The sequence below is a fragment of the Plantactinospora solaniradicis genome (genome assembly GCF_042658085.1).
In the GTDB taxonomy this organism is placed as follows: domain Bacteria; phylum Actinomycetota; class Actinomycetes; order Mycobacteriales; family Micromonosporaceae; genus Plantactinospora; species Plantactinospora solaniradicis.
Map to the genome: position 1 here is coordinate 33,303 of NZ_JBHSPR010000042.1, position 18,731 is coordinate 52,033.

Annotated in this window: 11 protein-coding genes and 1 pseudogene; 8 read left to right on the forward strand and 4 right to left on the reverse strand. The window is 71.5% G+C overall.

What is annotated here, in order from left to right; genetic code table 11:
* The first annotated feature begins 4 nt into the window (after positions 1–4).
* The 3 genes from ACFP2T_RS34950 to ACFP2T_RS34960 all read left to right on the forward strand — a co-directional run bounded on the left by ACFP2T_RS34950 (position 5) and on the right by ACFP2T_RS34960 (position 9,384).
* On the forward strand, positions 5–2,992 hold the full coding sequence (locus ACFP2T_RS34950) for a condensation domain-containing protein (RefSeq protein WP_377429453.1): 2,988 nt from the start codon (positions 5–7) through the stop codon (positions 2,990–2,992).
* A complete protein-coding gene (locus tag ACFP2T_RS34955) occupies positions 2,989–8,244 on the forward strand; it encodes a non-ribosomal peptide synthetase/MFS transporter (protein ID WP_377429455.1) in 5,256 nt (1,751 codons plus the stop codon). The genes ACFP2T_RS34950 and ACFP2T_RS34955 overlap by 4 nt, the downstream gene beginning before the upstream one ends.
* Positions 8,245–8,322: 78 nt before the next feature.
* Positions 8,323–9,384, forward strand: a complete 1,062-nt coding sequence (locus ACFP2T_RS34960) for a hypothetical protein (RefSeq protein WP_377429457.1) — start codon at positions 8,323–8,325, stop codon at positions 9,382–9,384.
* Positions 9,385–9,391: 7 nt separating this feature from the next.
* Here ACFP2T_RS34960 and ACFP2T_RS34965 read toward each other — a convergent pair whose 3' ends face one another.
* Positions 9,392–12,172 (reverse strand): AfsR/SARP family transcriptional regulator, encoded by a 2,781-nt coding sequence (locus tag ACFP2T_RS34965; RefSeq protein WP_377429459.1) that lies wholly within the window; start codon positions 12,170–12,172, stop codon positions 9,392–9,394.
* Between the two features lie 415 nt (positions 12,173–12,587).
* On the opposite strand from ACFP2T_RS34965, the gene ACFP2T_RS34970 reads away from it, so the two are divergent.
* Positions 12,588–13,769 (forward strand): hypothetical protein, encoded by a 1,182-nt coding sequence (locus tag ACFP2T_RS34970; protein ID WP_377429461.1) that lies wholly within the window; start codon positions 12,588–12,590, stop codon positions 13,767–13,769.
* Between the two features lie 34 nt (positions 13,770–13,803).
* Here the strand turns inward: ACFP2T_RS34970 and ACFP2T_RS34975 are convergent, their stop codons facing one another.
* Positions 13,804–14,610 carry an MBL fold metallo-hydrolase gene (locus ACFP2T_RS34975; RefSeq protein ID WP_377429463.1) on the reverse strand — a complete coding sequence of 269 codons (807 nt, stop codon included), beginning with the start codon at positions 14,608–14,610 and terminating at the stop codon, positions 13,804–13,806.
* On the opposite strand from ACFP2T_RS34975, the gene ACFP2T_RS34980 reads away from it, so the two are divergent.
* From ACFP2T_RS34980 to ACFP2T_RS34995, 4 genes and pseudogenes are all read left to right on the forward strand, one after another.
* Positions 14,600–15,034 (forward strand): MerR family transcriptional regulator, encoded by a 435-nt coding sequence (locus ACFP2T_RS34980; protein ID WP_377429465.1) that lies wholly within the window; start codon positions 14,600–14,602, stop codon positions 15,032–15,034. The genes ACFP2T_RS34975 and ACFP2T_RS34980 overlap by 11 nt on opposite strands.
* Positions 15,035–15,215: 181 nt before the next feature.
* On the forward strand, positions 15,216–15,998 hold the full coding sequence (locus ACFP2T_RS34985; RefSeq protein WP_377429467.1) for a glycoside hydrolase family 65 protein: 783 nt from the start codon (positions 15,216–15,218) through the stop codon (positions 15,996–15,998).
* A gap of 172 nt (positions 15,999–16,170) precedes the next feature.
* Positions 16,171–16,323, forward strand: a pseudogene (locus tag ACFP2T_RS48140) (hypothetical protein); the annotation flags it as partial.
* A gap of 97 nt (positions 16,324–16,420) precedes the next feature.
* Positions 16,421–16,867 (forward strand): glycosyl hydrolase family 65 domain-containing protein, encoded by a 447-nt coding sequence (locus tag ACFP2T_RS34995; RefSeq protein ID WP_377429469.1) that lies wholly within the window; start codon positions 16,421–16,423, stop codon positions 16,865–16,867.
* A gap of 47 nt (positions 16,868–16,914) precedes the next feature.
* On the opposite strand, the gene ACFP2T_RS35000 is transcribed toward ACFP2T_RS34995, so the two are convergent.
* Positions 16,915–17,871: a TIGR03557 family F420-dependent LLM class oxidoreductase gene (locus ACFP2T_RS35000; RefSeq protein ID WP_377429471.1), complete on the reverse strand. Its 957-nt coding sequence runs from the start codon at positions 17,869–17,871 to the stop codon at positions 16,915–16,917.
* Between the two features lie 270 nt (positions 17,872–18,141).
* Positions 18,142–18,411 (reverse strand): hypothetical protein, encoded by a 270-nt coding sequence (locus tag ACFP2T_RS35005; protein WP_377429473.1) that lies wholly within the window; start codon positions 18,409–18,411, stop codon positions 18,142–18,144.
* Positions 18,412–18,731 lie beyond the last annotated feature (320 nt).

Genomic DNA, 18,731 nt, shown 5'->3' on the forward strand with positions numbered 1-18,731 from the left:
CGCCATGGCTACGTTCCTGACCAGCACCTTCGGCACCCACGGCGACGTGCTGCCGTTCATCCGGATCGGGCAGGCGCTGCGCGCCCGGGGTCACGAAGTCGTGCTGCACACCCACGAGTACTACGGCAGCACGGTCCGCGCCGCCGGCCTGGAGTTCGTACCCGTCGACACCGAGTCCGGTTACGCACGGACCCTTCTGGAGGCCCGGCGCCTCCTGCTCAACGTGCTGGCGGACGTCGACCACCTGGCCGACTACTACCGGCGCAACGGCCTGTGGGAGCAGGTCCGCCGCGAATACGAGTCGATGGCCGCCGTGGTACGCGAGCGCGACCCCGCCCAGGTGGTGACGGTGAGCCGGCACACCTCCGGGCTCTCCGTGCTGATGCTGCGCGAGGCGTACGGGGTACCGGCGGCCTGGGTGGCCCTCGCCCCCACCCAGCTCATGGCGATGCCACTCACCGAACGGCTCTTCCCGCGCACCCTCGCCGCATCGGCCAACCAGGTCCGGGCCGCCGTGGGTATGCCGCCGGTCGAGGACTGGGCGCCGTGGCTCTCCTCCGCCGATCTCGAGTTGGGGCTCTGGCCGGACTGGTTCGACGGAGCCGGTGACCGGGCACCCGCCCGGACCGCGCTGCCGGGCTTCGTGCTGCACGACGACGCCGAGACCGGCGAGCTACCCGCGGAGGTGGCGGAGTTGGTGGCCGACGACGTTCCGCCGGCCCGCCGACCCGTCCTGCTGACCGGTGGGTCGGGACAGTTGCTGCACCACGAGTGGTACCGGCTCGCTGCCGAGGCGTGCGCCCGGGCCGGCCGGCCCGGCATCCTGGTCTGCCGCCACCGGGACCTGGTTCCGGATGTCCTTCCGGAGGGCGTCCAGTGGCAGCCGTCCCTGCCGTTCCGCACGCTGATACCCAAGGTCGCCGCCGTCGTCCACCACGGCGGCGTGCTCACCAGTGCCCGGGCGATCGCGTCCGGCGTACCCCAGGTCGTGCTGGCGCACGGGGTCGACCGGCCGGACAACGCCGTGCGACTGCGCCGGCTGGGCCTCGGCGAGTGGCTGCCGGCGGCCCGCTGGACGACCGAGACGATCGCCGCGCTCCTCCGTCGGGTGCTGGACGACCCCGGTTACGCGGCCCGGAACCGGGCGCGGTCGCCGCTGGTGGACTCCGGGGCCGCCGTCGAGGCCGCCTGCGACCGGCTGGAGGGACTGCTGGGTACCACCCCGCAGCCCGTTGCCGGCACACGGACAAGGGAGTACACGGTGCGAGACCGAATCGCGCAGCTCTCGCCCGAGCAGCGGGCTCTGCTCGTCAAGCGCCTGCGGCCGGTGCCCCGGCCACCGCGGTCGGCGGGCGAGGAGGTGTACGACTGCTCATACCATCAGCGCCGGTCCTGGCTGACGGCCCAGGTCGACACGGACGGCGCGAGCGCCCACGTGGCAACGGTGATCCGGCTGCGTGGCCCGCTGGACACCGAGGCCCTGGCGGCGGCTGTCGCCGAGGTGGTGGCCCGGCACGACGGCCTGCGCACGGTGCCGGTGACGGGCGGCGAGGAGCCCCGGCAGCGAGTGGTCGGTGGGCTGTCCGCGCCGTTGCGGGTGGAGACCTCGGTCGGGTTCGAGTCGAGCGCCGTCGGTGGCTCCCGGACTTCCGGGCCGGACTCCGACGGTCCGGCGAGGTGGGTCGAACGGCTGCGGGCGGAGCCGTTCGACCTGGTACGCGGGCCGCTCGTCCGTGCCGCGCTGCTGCGCGTCGGTCCGGACGAGCACCTGTTCCTGCTCGCCGGCCACCACTTCGTGCTCGACGCGGCATCGCTGGGCATCGTCAGCGCCGAAGTGGCGGCCGCGTACGGGACGCGGGTCGGGGCGACCGGGCCGGCGCTCGAGGCCCATCCGGTGCAGTACCCGGATGTCGCCACCTATCAGCGTCGGCGGCTGGCCGGTGGTGGTCTGGAGCGGACGCTGGCGTACTGGCGCTCCGCGTTGGACGGTGTCGGGCCGCCTGTCGCGCTGCCGCTGCCGGCGCCGGTCGCCCACGCGCAGGGGGTCGCGGAGGCGGTCCGCATGCTGTCGCCGGAGTTCGTCGACCGGCTCACCGCCTCGGCCGGTGTCTCCGGTCGGCTGACCCTGGCACCGGTCCTGCTGACCTCGTACCAGTTGCTGCTGGGGCGCTACACGGGCCGGACCGACGTGCCGGTCGGCGTCTTCGTCGGCGGCCGCACCGAGCCGGGGACCGAGCGGGTGGTCGGCGACTTCACGAACATCGTCGTGGTGCGGGCCGACCTGGCGGGCGAACCGCCGTTCCCGGCCGCCGTGCGCCGGGTCACCGACGCGTTCGCGGGAGCGCTGACCCATCAGGACGCGCCGTTCGAGGCGGTGGTCGCCGCACTCGCGCCACCCCGGGTTGCCGGCGGGCCACCGCTGGTGCGGTTCGGCTTCAACATGCAGGATTACCGGCTGCACGAGATCGCCTGGGCAGGGCTGTCCGCGACGGTCCTGCCGGTGCCGGCCGGACACTCCTATCTGGACCTCACCCTGATCGTGCTGCCCACCGACACCGGCCAGATCAAGGTGGTGTTCGAGTACCCCGCCGACCGGTTTGCGGCCGACGCGGTCGACGCGCTCGCCACCGCATTCCACGAGCTGCTGCGGTTGCTGGCGGCGGAGCCCGACCGGCCGGTCACCGAGGCGGTGCGGGCAGGCGTACCGGAGCCGGTGCGACCGCCCGCCAGCACCGCCCCGCTGCCGGTGGAGTACGTGCCGCCCCGCACCGAAGGTGAGGAGCTGGTGGCGGGGGTGGTCGGCGACGTGCTCGGACTCGACAAGGTCGGCGTCCACCACGACTTCTTCGCGCTCGGCGGCCACTCGCTGCACGCCATGCGGGTCGTCGGGCGGATCAACGCGGCGACCGGTCTCGACGTACCGGTGCGGGTGGTCTTCGCGCATCCGACCGTGGCCGGCCTGACCGAGGCCCTCGAGGAACTCGCCCGATGACGTCGGCGCTCGCCCGACGGTGGCGGGCCGATCCGATCGCCCCGGCCATCGTCGCCTGCACCGACGGCAGCGCCCCACCACTGTCGTACGCCCAGGAACGGATGTGGTTCCTGGAGCAGTACGCGCCGGGCACCGCGACGTACCACATGTGGCTGTCGTTGCGGGTCGCCGGCCCGCTCGATCCCGGCGCCCTCCGGGCGGCGCTGGACGCACTCGTGGCGCGGCACGAAAGCCTGCGGATGCGATTCTCGGCCACCGAGGACGGCCAGCCGAAGATGGAGGTGACCCCGCCGGGGCGGGTGGAGCTTCGGTCGGTGGACGTCAGCGGCACCGCCGATCCGGTCGCGGCGGCCCGGACCGCGCTGACCCAAGCGGTGGCCGTGCCGTTCGACCTGGCCGCCGGCCCGCTCTTCCGCGCCACGCTGGCCACGATCGGCCCCGACGACCATGTGCTGTGCCTGACGATGCACCACATCATCAGCGACGGCTGGTCGACCGAGGTGATCCTGCGCGAGTTGGGCATCCTCTACGACGCGCACCGCACCGGCCGGCCCGCCGGCCTGCCGGACCTGCCCATCGGCTACGCCGACTGGGCGCGCTGGCAGCGCTTGCTGGGCGGGGCCGAACGCGACCTGTCGTTCTGGCGCGAGCGCCTCGCCGACGTACCCGCGCTGGAACTGCCGACCGACCGGCCGTACCCCCCGACGCAGACGTCGGCCGGTGCCATGCACACGTTCCGGCTCGACGCCGGACTGACCGCGGCGCTCGGCGCGGTCGGGCAGCCCCGCGGCGCGACACCGTTCATGGTGCTGCTCGCCGGCTTCCAGGCCCTGCTCGGGTGGTACACCGGTCAGGACGATTTCGCGGTGGGTGTGCCGGTCGCCGGGCGGGGACAGCCGCAGACCGAGGGCCTGGTCGGGCTCTTCGTCAACACGATCGTGTTCCGCGCCGACCTGGCCGGCGACCCGACCTTCGACGACCTGCTCGGCCGGCTGCGGGAGACCGCGATCGACGCGTTCGCGCACCAGGAGCTGCCGTTCGAGCGGCTGGTCACCGAGCTGAGGGTGCGGCGTGACGTACGGCGCCCGCCGGTCTTCCAGGTCAGCTTCGCGATGCAGAACTACACCGGAGCGCCGGCCACCCGGTTCGGCAACCTGACCGTCGCGCCGTTCGACGTCGCGCCGACGACCACCCGACACGAGCTGGCCCTCTACCTGTACCACGACGGGGACGAACTCGTCGGCACCGTCACGTACAACACCGACCTGTTCGACGCCGCAACGGTCGTACGGCTCTTCGACCGGTTCGCGATATTGCTGCACCAGGTCGCCGCCGACCCCGCCGCGCCGCTGTCCACACTGGACCTGCTGTCGTCGCGGGAGCACGAGGTGCTGCGGCGGTTCAGCGCGCCGGCGCCGACAGACTCCCCGGCAGCTGTGCTGACCGACGCGTTCGACTCCTGGGTCGCCCGGACCCCGGACGCTCCCGCCGTGGTGCACGGCGACGCGTCGTTGACGTACGCGGAACTGGACAGTCTGGCGAACGGGCTGGCGCGACGCCTGCGGGAGTGCGGGGTCGGGCCGGATGCGCGGGTGGGGATCTGCCTGGAGCAGTCCACCGACTCGGCGGTCGCCGTGCTGGGCGTGCTCAAGGCCGGCGGGGCGTACCTGCCGCTCGACCCGGAGCAACCGCCGGCCCGGCTGGCGTACCTGCTCGCCGACTCCGATGCCGAGGTCCTGCTCACCTCCCCCGACCTCACCGGACTGTTCGAGGGCTATCCCGGGCGGCTGCTCACGGACGTCGCCGCCGGAGGATCCGGCCCGCTTCCGCCGATCGCCGGCCCCGACGACCTCGCGTACGTCATCTACACCTCCGGGTCCACCGGGCAGCCGAAGGGCGTGGCGGTGCAGCACCGCCAGCTCGTCCGCTACCTCGACGGAATGCGCGAACGCCTCGACGTCGTCCCCGGCTCCCGCTTCGGCCTGCTGCAGTCGCTGTCGTTCGACTTCGCGGTCACCATGTTCTATCTGGCGCTCGCCACGGGTGGCCGGGTAGCGCTGATCCCACGGCGGGGCACCGCCCAGGAGGTGGCCGACCAGGTCTCGTCCGGCCGGATCGACTACCTGAAGCTGACCCCGTCGCACCTCGCCGCGCTCGCCGCCGAGGTGCCGGCCGCCAGCCTGCTTCCCCGCCGCGCCCTGGTGCTCGGCGGGGAGGCGTCCCGGGCGGACTGGACCAGGGAACTGGCCGGCCTCTCCCCGGCCGCCGTCGTCAACCACTACGGACCGACGGAGGCGACGGTCGGCGTCACGACGTACCAGGTGTCGCCGGCCGTCGACCCCGGTTCCGTCACGACGCCGATCGGACGCCCGCTGCCGCACGCCCAGGTGCACGTGCTCGACCGGCTGCTCCGACCGGTACCGGTGGGTGCGGTCGGCGAGCTGCATCTCGGCGGCGACCGGCTGGCCCGCGGCTACCTGGGCCGGCCGGAGCTGACCGCCGAGCGTTTCGTCCGGAGCGCGTCGTACGGGCGGCTCTACCGCACCGGCGACCTGGCCCGATGGCTGCCAAGCGGCGACCTGGAGTTCCTCGGCCGGCGGGACCATCAGGTGAAGCTGCGCGGCTACCGGATCGAACTCGGCGAGATCGAGGCCACCCTCGCCGCCCTGCCGGAGGTCACCCAGGCCGCCGTCGCGGTGCACGCCGATCGGCTGGTGGCCTACCTGGAGCGGGCGTCGGCGCGGGAGTTGCCGCTCGCCGAGCTGCGTCAGCGGTTGGCGCTGACCCTGCCCGAGTACATGCTGCCGGCCCAGGCGGTGTGGCTGGACGCGCTGCCCCGGATGGCACACGGCAAGATCGACCGGGGTGCCCTGCCCGCACCCGACGTCGGGTCCCGGAACGCCTTCATCCCGCCGACCGGACCGGTCGAGGAGGCCATCGCCGAGGTCTGGCGCGCGGTGCTGGGTGTCGAACGGGTGGGTGCGGAGGACGACTTCTTCGACCTCGGCGGGCACTCGCTGCTCGCCATCACGGTGGTGAGCCGGCTGCGCGGGCTACTGCCCACGCCGGTCACCGCGATGGACCTGTTCAAACATCCGACCGTGCGCGGCCTGGCCGGCCTCGGTGACCGGACCGGCCCACGCCCGCTGCTGCACGAGCTGACCCGTCCCGGGCCGACCCGCACCCTGTCCCTGGTCTGCGTTCCGTACGGCGGCGCCAGCGCGATCGTGTACCAGCCCCTCGCCGACGCCCTGCCCGAGGGGGTCACGCTCTACTCCGTCGCCGTACCCGGTCACGACCTGGGGGTGGCGGAGGAGGCCCGGCCGCTCGACGAGGTCGCCGCCGCCGTGACGGACGAGGTGCTGCACCGGGTGCCCGGTCCGCTCGTCCTCTACGGACACTGCGGCCCGGGTGCGGCGTTGACCGTCGAGGTCGCGCGCCGGCTGGAGGCAGCCGGTCGTACCCTGGAGGCGGTCTACCTCGGCGGCGTCTTCCCCTTCGCCCGGCCCCGACTCGCCGGGCTGGCCCGGTTCGACCGACTCCGCTCGGACACCGTGTACGCGAACTGGTTGCAGTCGATGGGCGCCGACGTGGGCGCACTCGAGCCCGCCGAGCGCCGGCACCTGATCCGGGCCATGCGGCGGGACGCCGAGGAGGCCGAGGAGTACTTCACCGCTCTGATGGGCGGGCGGGTGACACCGCTGCGGGCTCCGATCGTCTCCGTGGTGGGCGAGAAGGACCCGGGCACCGACTACTACCAGGAGCGTTACCGGGAGTGGGAGTTCCTGTCCCCGCGTACCGGCCTGGTGGTGCTGGACGAGGCGGGGCACTACTTCCTCAAGTACCGGGCCGCGGAGCTGGCCGGGATCGTGACCGGTCCGGTGCCGGCATCGGATCCGGGCGCACCGCCCACTCCCGGGCCGCGACCCAGCATGGGCCGTTTCCTCGCCGTCGCCGCCGCCCAGACGGTGTCGATGACGGGTACGGCACTGACCGAGTTCGCCCTGCCGATCTGGGCCTACCTGGCGACCGGATCGCTGTTGCGCTTCGCGCTCTTCGCGGTCGCGGGCGTGCTGCCCGGCATCCTCGTCGCGCCGATCGCCGGTGCCCTCGTCGACCGTAGCGATCGGCGACGCGCGCTGATCGGAGCGAGCATTCTGGCAGGGCTGATCCAGGGGGCTCTCGCACTGCTGCTCGCGTTCGACGCGCTGGGGGCGGGACTCCTCTACGGGCTCCTCGCCGCGCTCTCGGTGGCGCTGACCCTTCAGCGGCTCGCGTACGCGTCGGCCGTGCCGCAGCTCGTACCCAAGCGGTATCTGGGACACGCCAACGGAGTCGTGCAGCTGGCAACCGGGGCGGCACAGTTCCTGGTGCCGCTGGTGGCGGTGGCGATGCTGCACTCGCTCGGCATGCTCGGCATCCTGCTGTTCGACGTGGCCAGCTACCTCCTGTGCGTGGCCGTACTACTGGCCGTCCGCTTTCCGCGCACGATGGCCTGGCAGCGCCGGGAGACCGTCCTTGCCGAGATCCGGGGCGGCTTCCACTACTTCTTCCGCCGCCCCGGCCTCCGCGCGATGCTGCTCTTCTTCGTCGGACTCAACGCGCCGCTGGCCGCCGTACTCGTGCTGGTCTCCCCGCTCGTGCTGGTGGTGGGCTCGACGGCCGACGCCGCCCGGGTCGCGATGGTGTCCGCCGCCGGTGCGGTCGCCGGCGGCCTCGTACTCGCGCTCTGGGGCGGGCCGAAGCGGCACCGGATGCGTGGGCTGCTCTGGGCGGCGGCCGGGGTCGCCGCGAGCGCCGCCGTGGCCGGCCTCCGCCCGTCGCTGGCCCTGATCGCGGTCGGCACGTTCTGCCTGTCGTTCGCGCTGGTGCTGGTCAACGGCGCCTGGATCACCATCATCCACACGAAGGTGCCGCAGCGATTCCACGCCCGCGTGATCGCGCTGAACCAGATGGTCGCGCTCTCCGTCCTCTCGCTCGGATACGCCGTCGCGCCACTTGTCAGTACGGCGCTGCAACCACTGGTCGACCCCGGCGGTCCGCTGGCCGGCACGGTGGGCGCGGTGATCGGCGTCGGCGCGGGGCGCGGCACCGGCCTGCTGTACCTGCTGTGCGGGCTGGCGATGGGCGCACTGGTCGTCGTCTCGCTGCGCCTTCCCGTGCTGGCCCACTTCGACCGGGACGTGCCGGACGCCGAGCCCGACGACCTCGTCGGGCTGGCCGCCCTGGCCGACCGTCGTCCGCCTGCCTGATCCTGGCGGAATCCGCGGTTCGACATGTCCACCGACTCGAGAAACGCAACGCCCCGCGTCAAGGAAGTGTCAAGACGAATGCCCAGTCGGGTGTATGACGATCGTCGATGTCGCGGGAGCACGGGGCTTTCGCACGACACGGGAGCGCACATGTCGGTTTCTTGGAGCAAGATCGCGCGCATCCACGCCAGGACGCTCAGCGTAAGCCTCAGCGTCGGCCTGCTGCTGGTCGCGGGCGCCGCAACACCCGGTTATGCCGGCACGGCTGATCTCAGGATGTCTTCGAAGGGGACTGTGGCGTTCCAGGCGGCGAACTCGCGTCTGTGGGTCACCGGAATCACCGGGAACGGCAAGGAACTGAACTTCTCCGTGATGCCGGGGACCAGCCCGGCTATCTCGGCGGGGACCGGCCAGACCACCGTGCTGACCGGCACGGTGGTGTTCCAGGGCAGCAACGGCAACCTGTGGGCCGCCGCGGCCGGCAGCGGCTCCGGCGGGGACCACCGCCAGCCCATGGCCCCGGGCACTGGCCCGACCGTCTCGACCGACGGCACTCGGGTTGCCTACCAGGGCAGCAACGGCCGCCTGTGGACCACCGACGGCAGGAGCTACACGGACAGCGGCCTGGCGATGGCGCCCGGGACCAGTCCGAGCATCGCCTCGACCAGCCAGGTCGCGTTCCAGGGAGCCGATGGCTACCTCTGGACCACCAGGGGCGGTCGCACCGATCTGGCTATGATGCCCGGGACCAGCCCGGCTTCCTCGCGGGATGGCGTGATCGCCTTCCAGGGTGCCAATGGCAACCTGTGGATCATCCGAGTGGGCGGGGGAACCGACGACACCGGATTCGCCATGGCGCCGGGCACGAGCCCGAACATGTCGACGATGTCGACCAACTGGGACCTCACCCGGATCGCGTTCCAGGGGGCCAACGGCAACCTCTGGACGACGGTGGCGTCTGTAAACCGGTTGGGCAAGGACTGGGGCTACCCGATGATGCCCGGCACCAGCGCGGGCGTCTCCGCCGACGCCGCCGAGGTCGCTTTCCACGGCAGCAATGGCCACCTCTACACGATCAGTGAGAACGACAGCGTCCGGGAGCTGGGCTTCACCCTGGCCGCCGGGACCAGCCCGGCCTGACGATCGACTACTGCAACTGCATCAACTTGGTACGGACTTCCTCCGCGTCCGAATGATCGAGGTCGAGGAGGATGTCCAGGGCGGCCCGCAGCGACTCGCGGGCCGCCCGGACGTCCTCGGCCACCTCCTGGGTTTCCGCGAGCCGGGTGAGGGTGTCGGCCTCGAAATAGCGGTCACCCAACGCCCGCACCAGGGTGAGTGCCCGCTGATAGCAGTGCACCGCCTCCGCATGGCCGCCGAGGTGATGATGGGCGTACCCCAGGCTGTCCCAGGTGGTGGCCTCGCCCCATTTGTCCCCGGCCCGCTGGTGCAGTTCCAGGGCTTGCCGGCAGCACCGCAGTGCCTGGACGTAGTCGCCGAGCAGGCAACGGTCCCACCCGATGGAGTTGAGCGCGTCGGCCTGGCCCTGCGGATGACCGACGGCGGCGAACAACGCCAAGGCCCGCTCGTCATGGTGCAGTGCCTGTCGCAGCCGGCCCTGCCGCTCGCACAGGGACGCCAGCGCCCGGTGGGTGTGCGCCTGCCCGGTCCGGTCGCCGGCCCGTCCGAACATCTCAAGGGCGCGATTCAGTTGGTCGCCGCTGTCCGCGTAGCGGCGCAGGCGATTGTTGGCCCGAGCCAGATCCCGGTACGCGTGGGCCGCCGCGACCGGATCGGCGAGCCGCTCGGCGGAAGCCACCGCCAGCTGCCACATCCGGGAACGGTCGTGCCAGAAGCCGCGCCAGTGTAGGAACATGTCCAGGACCCAGGCCAGCTGCCAGGCCCGAAGGTCGTGGCCGGTGTCTGCGGCGAGTTGCGCCACGCCGAGCAGAACGTGGTGCTCGGCGGTCAGCCAGGCCCGCGCTTCCTGGTCGTCGGCCGGTCGACGGACAGCACTGCCGGGTGTCGCCTCGGCCAGCGGCAGGGGTATCGGGTCTCGGGCCGGATTCAGCAGCCGGTCAGCGGCGTACGCGGTGTGCAGGTAATGGTCGATGAGCCGGTCGGTGGCGGCGGCGCGGTCGGCCCCCGTCTCGGTCTCTCGACACTGGTCGGCGGCGTAGGCGGTGAGGAGATCGTGGCAGGCGTACCTTCCGGAGGAATGCTTGCCGACCAGGTTCGCGCCGGTCAGTTCGGCCAGCAACGCTCTCGCGGCGGCCTCGGGGACGCCGGCGAGGCCGCCGACGGCCACCACGCCGACGTCCGGCCCCGGATGCACTCCCAGCAGGCGGAACAGCCGCGCCGCCGCCGGGGTCAAGGCGCGGTAGGACCAGGAGAACACCGCTCGTACCTGGGAACCGGGATCGCCCGCGTCCAGCGCGCTCAATCGCCCGCGTACGTCGGTCAGGTCCTCGGCCAGCACGCCGAGCGGGACACCCGATTGGCGGATCCGGGCTGCCGTGATGCTCAAGGCCAGCGGCAGCCGGGCGCAGCAGGCAACGATTTGCTCGGCGGCGGCCGGCTCCACGTCGACTCGGTCGGCGCCGAGCCGCGACGCCAGCAGTTCGTGCGCCTCCGCAGCAGACAACAGGTCAAGCGACAGCGGGTGGGCGCCTTCGACCGCAACGAGCGGAGTCAGCTGGTTGCGACTCGTGACCAGGCAGAATGCGGGAGCGCCACCGGGCAGCAGCGGCCGCACCTGCGCACAGTCACGGGCATTGTCCAGCAGCACCAGGACCCGCCGGCCGGCCAGGAGGCTCCGGTAGAGGGCCACCTGCGCCTCCGGATCCTCCGGCACCTGTTGGGCCGGCACGCCGAAGGCCAGCAGAAACCGGCGCACCACCGCAGCCGGCCGCACGGCTTGCGTGGAGCCGTCGAAACCGCGCAGGTTCGCATAGAGCTGCCCGTCTGGGAACCGCTCGGCCACCCGGCGTGCCCAGTGCACGGCGAGGGCGGTCTTGCCCACCCCGGCGGTCCCCGAGACCGTCGCAATCGACTGCCCACCCCGCCCCTCGAGTAGGGAGTCGAGGTCCGCGAGCGCAGCGCGTCGACCAGTGAATCCTGGAACGGCCGCGGGTAGCTGCGCGGGCTGGGGATAGATCGGCCGCGCCGGCCGCGCCGGAGTAGCGGCCAATGGCGGCGGCTGTCCACCGCGCAGGATCGCCCGATGCACGGCCTGCAGCTCGGAAGCCGGCTCCGCGCCCAACTCGTCGGCCAGTCGGGCGCGTAGCGCGACGAAGCACTCCAGCGCCTCGGCGGATCGACCGTCCTGGGCCAGTGCTCGCATGAGCACTCCGGCGAGCTGTTCGGCCAGCGGATGCTCTCCGAGCAGGTCGCGTAGTTCGACGATGACTTGCTGCTCGTTACCGAGGCGGAGCTCGGCGTCCGCCCACGCCACAACGGCCTCGAGCCGATGCTGATACCACCCGGTACGCATCCGGTCGGCCCACGAACCGGGCACGCCTGCCAGGGGTGTGCCTCGCCAGAGCGCGAGCGCCGATCGTAGGAGTTCTACCCGCTCCGGATCCGTCCGCCGGGCCACGGAGGCGGCGCCGACGAGCCGCCGGAATCGATGCAGGTCGACCAGATCGGAGTCGAGATCCAGCAGGTATCCGGCCGGTCGGCGCACCAGCACGACCGGTTCACCACAGGCGTCGACGGCTGCCAGGGCACACCGGATCCTGGTGACGTGTGAGTAGAGCACCTCCCGCCAGGTCTTCGGCGGCGTCCCGCTCCACACCCGGTCGGCCAGCGTCTCGGCAGCCACCGGCCGCCCCACCTCGACCGCGAGGGCGGCGAGGACGGTCCGCATCTGCGCCCGGCCCAGCGCGACCGGTTGACTACCCGCGAAGACCTCCACTGGTCCCAGCACGCGGATTCCCACATTCCTCGCTAATTGGAACACATCTCGCATAAGATATACGATAACCAATGCCTATCGCATGGGGTGAGGTTAAAAAGTCGGTCGCGGCGACCGCTGCGCCGCCCCCTGGACAATGAATATTCGCAACGGCAGCGTCAGGGGGCAGCCGGTGGGTCTGCTGGGCAGGTTCCGGTACATCGGTGGACCGGCCAGGCGGTCAACCGCGCACCGGGCGTACCGCCCGCACCCGTGCCATCATTCGTACACCGCCTGACGGTCATCGATCGAAGGGACAACAGTGCACGGAGATAATCTGTTGCCAGCAAGGCTGATCCGCACGTTCACTGCCGCTGTGGTCGGTGCCGTAAGTGTGCTGCCCCTGGCGGTGACACCGGCGTCGGCCGCGTGGACCACTGTCCAGACCGTGTCCCAACCGAACTGGTCCGGGCAGGACCAGCCCACAGTCGCGATCGACCGGCAGGGCGAGGCGCTGCTCGCCTGGGCCGGATGCGACGGCAATGTTCAGGGCTGCACCGACCAGGTGCAGGTCCAGAAGCGAACGGCGGGCGGAATCCTCGGACCGATCCAGTCCCTCACCCGGATCGGGACGTCGGCGTTGTGGCCGAAGGTCGCCGTCGACGACGACGGTGACGCGGCCGTGGTGTGGGTGCAGGACTCCGTCATCGCGGGCGCCCGGGTGTCGGCCGCCGGCAACGCCGGCCCGCCGCAACTCATCACGCCGTGGAGGTCGATCAGCCCGTCAGTGGCGGTGAGCCGGTCGGGGACCGCCCTGGTCACCTGGACAGAGAGTGTGGGCTCCACGTACGTCGCGAAGGCCCGCCGCTTCGGCGTCGACGGCACGCTCGGCCCCGAGCTGACTCTCGGCCCGGGCGGTGTCGACGGGCCCACCGCAGCGTTCGTCGACGACGGCACCGCGCTCGTGCTCTGGACCGAGAACTACGACCGGATCGTCTCCGCGCGCATCGGGCCCGACGACGGCGTCTCTAGCCGCACGCAGATCGCCCCGCCGGTCACCGACGTCCGCTACGGCCAGATCGACATGGCCGTCGACGCCGCCGGCGACGCCGTGCTCACCTACCGGATCACCCCGTACAGCGGATACGCGCGCCTCGTGCTGCAGCGCTACAGCCGCGACGGGGTACTGGAGCCGGCCGTCGTGGCGACGCCGGACACGCACTGGCTCACCTTCTACTCGTCGGTCGTCACCGACCACGACGGGACCTCGGTGCTCGTGTGGGGCCGGTGGAACTGGGACACCGACAACTCCCGTGAGGTGTACCTGCGGCGCTTGCCCGCCGCCGGAACACCCGGCGACGTCACGCTGCTCGGCAACGGCGACTGGCCGTCGATCACCCTCGACGACACCGGCGCCGGCCTGATCGCCTGGCAGTACCCGGGGCCGATGGTGCAGACGTCGCAGGTGCACGCGGTGACCCTGGCCGCCGACGGCACCCACGGCCCGGTGCAGACGATCGCGCCCGACGGCCGCACCGTCACGGCCGCCACCAGCCCCACCGGCGACTTCGCGGTGGTGTGGCAGAAGGCTTCCTACCCGTCGGCCATCCAGGCCCGCTTCGCCACCTAGAACCGTCGCGCGAGGCGGGCAACGGTCGGCAGATTCATGACGGGTACTTCCAGCGCCGGCCGGGTGCCAGGCAGACGACATCCAACCCGGCCGGTGCCATAGCCGCTGCCTCGGCCGCCGACCCGTGGCGCCTGAACACTAACGAGAGCAGATCGCTCGCGTGGGCGTCGTGCACCGGCACGAGGACGCCTGCCCCCAGCGCCGTCGCCCCGGAGACCGCTTCCCGCGGCCCCATGACCAGGGGTGGACCGACCAGCGGGCGCAGCCCGTTGGTCGGCAGCAGGGCGACGTCCGCTGCTGCCCGGCGGGCACGATACTGCTGCAACAGCGCCACATCGTGGATCTCGCCGCCGAAGAACACTCTAAAGTTTCCGCTGCTGATCATGTAGGCGTTGTTGCGCCACAGCAGCGTGCGCCCGGCAGGTACGGCCTCGACGGACAGCGTCGCGGCCGGTTGGCGGGTCTCGTACCAGCGTAGGACCTGTACACGTCGGTAGCCCAGCGCCTGTGCCTGCCGGGCCATCCGCGCCGTGCTGACATACACCGGGGTGGACATCTTGTGCGGGTATTGCTTCAGCGCCCGCAGGTCCCAGTGGTTGGCAGCGAAACTGGTGGCGACGATGGCTGTCAGCTGTGGAAGCTCGGCGACCGACAGGCCGAGGGGTTCGCCGCGCCGCAGGTACCAGCGTTCGGTGAACCAGGGGTCGGTGAGCACGTGATGACCGTCGAGTTCGAGCAGTACGCAGGCGTTGGCGACTCGGGTCAGTGCGAGATCCGGCTTGCTCATGCGGCCCACCGTGCCCGTTAATGTGCACGTGAAGTCAAGCGGCTTGTTGACCATCGGGGACCTGGCACACCGGTTCGGGCTCGCCACCCACGTGCTGCGGCACTGGGAGACCATGGGCCTGCTGGCACCCGGCCGTGACGGTGCCGGGAAACGCCGCTACGGCCAGGCCGACCTGATGCGCGTGGCGCTGATCCTGATGGGCAAGGAGGCCGGATTCGGCCTGCGGCAACTGCGCACACTGCTGGGCACGGGCAATCCGATGGACCACCCCGAGCACCTGCGACGACACATGGCGGAGCTGGACGAGCGCATCGCGAAAGCGACCGCCGCGCGGCAGCTCATCGCGCACGCCTTGTCGTGTCCGATGCCGTTCGACGACTGCCCACACGCTCGGGAGCAGATCGCGGCACGCATCCCGCCACCGATTCCGTCGACGACGGGCGCCCTCGACCCTCGCGCGGGCCTGGTTGAGCCGTGAGCAGGCGATCCGGATGCTGTTCTGCAGCACGCCGTGCGGCCGTCCCACGGTCGGATTTGGTCGAGTAGCGCGGACCGGTTCTGGATAGCTGGACGTCCCTGAGTGCTGACCCAGAGGTGCTGGTGGTCGGACAGGTAGAGGAGGGTGGTGCCGGCAACATCCCGGGCAGCTACCTCAACTCATGCTTCGAGGAAGGCGAGCTGACCTACCCGGAGCGCGGCTACGCCTTTCCGGAGCAGAACCAGGTGCTGGTCGGAGCGCCGGAGGGGACCCGGTTCCGACTCTTCGTGGACGGCCGGTCGACCCGACAGCCGACGGCACCGACCGGCACGAACGGATCCTCGACCTGCGCGACGGCACCCTTCGGCGGTCGTTCGGCTGGACCGCCCCGTCCGGTGCGGCGGTGGCGATGCGCAGCACCCGGCTGGTCTCGTTCGTCCACCCCGCGGTGCTGGCGATCCGCTACGAGATCGTCGCCACCGACCGGCCGGTACGGATCCGCCTGCACTCGGAGCTTCGGGCCAACCCGTCACTGCCCGAGCGGGACACCGACGACCCGAGGGCACCGATCATCCTGGAACGGCCGCTGCTGCCCGAGCGGCATACGACCGACGGCCTCGGCGGCGTCCTGGCGCACCGGACGCGGCACAGCCGACAACGGATCGTCGCCGCCGTCACGCACCTTCTCGACGGGCCGCAAGCCAACGTCGACGTCGACGTCGACACCGGCCCGGATCTCGTGCGCGTCGCCGTCGAGACCCGGCTCGCGCCGGGGCCAGCGACTCCGGGTGACCAAACTGGTCGGGTACGCCTGGTCCGGGCACCGACCGCTCGACGACCTGATCGCCGACGCGGGTACGGCGCTCGCGGCGGCCGCCCGACGCGGCTGGGCCGGACTCCGCGCCGACCAGCGGGGCTACCTCGACAGGTTCTGGGAGGACGCCGACGTCGTCGTCGACGGTGACCCGCAATTGCAGCAGACGGTACGGTTCGCGCTCTTCCACCTGTTGCAGGCCAGCGCTCGGGCCGGGCAGCGTCCACTGCCGGCCAAGGGACTGACCGGCAACGGCTACGACGGCCACGACGAGTACCCGCCGTTGCTGCACTATCCCTACCTGGAGCTCTACCGCCGGCAGGTGATCAAACAGGCCGACGTCGTACTGGCGATGCAGCACTGCGGTGAGCTGTTCACCCCGGGCCAGAAGGCCCGCAATTTCGACTACTACCAGCGGCGCACCGTCGGCGACTCGTCGCTGTCGGCGAGTGCGCAGGCGATCCTGGCCGCCGAACTCGGACACCTCGAACTCGGCTATGCCCATCTCGCCGACTCGGCCCTGCAGGACCTGCACGGTCCCCCCCGCCGGGCAGAGCCGCGACGGCCTGCACATGGCCGCCCTCGCCGGCGTCTGGCTGGCGCTGGTGATGGGCTTCGGCGGCCTCCGAGACCACGGCGACGAGCTCGCGTTCGCACCTCGGCTGCCGGCGGCACTGACCCGGCTGACGTTCTCGCTCCGTTGGCGCGGCTGCCGGCTCCAGGTCACGGTGACCGGCGACACGGCGACGTATCTGCTGCGGGACGGGACCGACGACGGCGGCGAAGTCAGCCTGCGGCACCACGGGACGCCGTTGCATCTCCGGCCAGGCCACCCCTGTCGCCTGCCGCTGCCGGAACTTCCCGATACCGGCCCGGAACCCGCCGCACCGCCCGGCCGTGCTCCCCGACGCCGGACCGCCGGGCAACCGGTGACGGCCGTCCGGACGGCCCGGGGCAGCGCTGCCGAGGCCGCGTCGCAGCCGGCCCGGTCCGGTCCGGCAACCCCGGCGCGCGGTTGAGGCCGGATCGACGGAGGCCGCCGACGGCACGGCACTCCGCCGACTCGTCACTTCGGGGATAGTGCGGGCAGGACATGCCTGGCGTAGAGCTCGAACAGGCCGTGGTAGTGCGGCCCGGTGTTGGCCACATAGATCTCGTCGAAGCCGGCCTGCGCGTACTTGTCGATCATCTTCAGGTGGGCGTCCGGGTCGTCACCGCAGACGAACGCCTTCTTCACCTGGTCCTCGGTCACCAACTCGGCAGCCTGTTCGAAGTGCCGCGGCGAGGGCAGTACCTGAGACAGCTCACCCGGCACGCCGGAGTTGGGCCAGCGCTCGTAGGCGATCCTCGCGCCCTCCTCGACGCTGCTCGCGTATGCCGCCTTGAAACCGGCCTGGCACGGCTTGTCACCTCCGCCGTTGGCCCGGAACCGGGCGACCAGCTCTCCGTCCGGATTCGTGCTCATGTAGCCGTCGCCGACCCTGGCGGCGAGGTCGACGGACTTTGGCCCGAACCCGGAGATGTAGATCGACGGCGGGGTCTCCGGCCGGGTGTAGATCCGCGCGTTCTCCACCCGGTAGTGCTTACCCTGGTGCTCCACGAAGTCACCTCGCCACAGCTCACGAATCACCTCGATGGCCTCCTCCAGCATCTCCAACCTGGTGCTGGCATTCGGCCAGGCATCACCGAAGATGTGCTCGTTGAGCGCCTCACCGCTACCGACACCGAGCACGAACCGACCAGAGTGCAGCACCGCCGTGGTCGCCGCAGCCTGCGCGATCACCGCAGGGTGGATCCTGATCGTGGGGCAGGTTACGGCCGTGGTGACGGGCAGCGAACAGACCTGGCTCAGCGCGCCGAGCATTGACCAGACAAACCCGCTCTGCCCCTGCACGTCCAGCCAGGGATGGTAGTGGTCGGAGATCCACAAACCCTGGAACCCCGCCGCCTCCGCACCCCGTGCCTGCTCCAGCAGTTCGGCCGGGGTGTACTCCTCACTGGACAGGAAGTAGCCAATGCGCATTGCCGTCCTCCTTGAATCAGGTATGCCCTCGTCCTACCCCGACCCGCGGCTGTCGTATCAGGACCCGGGACGGACGTGGCGGCCGGGCCCGGCCGTGCCGGTACCGTTCGAGCACAGCTGAAGGCGGTCGGTCGGCTCCCGAACGCGCCGTCGCACCCGATGCCAGCCGATCGGGCGCGGTACGCCGACCGACCGGACTGGCGAGCGCTCTGGTCACCCTGCCGACGGGGCAACCGGGCGGCCCACTGCCCGCGCCGTGGGCCTCCGGAGTCAGTCGCCGAGCAGGGCGAGCACGGCCTGCTCGGCCGCCGAGTCGGACGTTCCCTCCAGCGGTCCGAGCCGACCGTCCCGAATATGGCCTCGCGGGTCGGGTGAGATCCACACCTCCCGCCAGGCCGGCGGGACGGCGAGGTCACGTAGCCGGCGAACCTGCGCCACGTCGGTGATCGCCCGCCGTCTCACGTCGAGAAACGTGAATCCGCGTCCCCGCCGGCGGCGGCCGTAACCGGGAGCGCGCAGGTCAGAGCGACGCAGCCGCATGTCGCACCATCGGTGTCATGGCCGCACTTCTACTCCCCAATCCGATTACCCAGAGCCCTATGCCGGCCATCTCCGCGACACGTCCGGCGCGACACGGCGAAGCCGGCCTGACAGCTCTCCGCCCAACCGCACGTCGCACCCGCGCCGCGACCCGGTACGTCGCTGGCCCTCATCCTGCCTGGTGCGCCTGGACCGGGAGGCCGAGCAGGCCGTCAGGCCCGATCAGCGGTCGGATACGAAGCGTTCTGGTTGACAAGGCAGAATCGCGCTGGTCGCGACAGATCAGGGCGACTGATCCAGGATTGAGGGGGTCAGTTGGC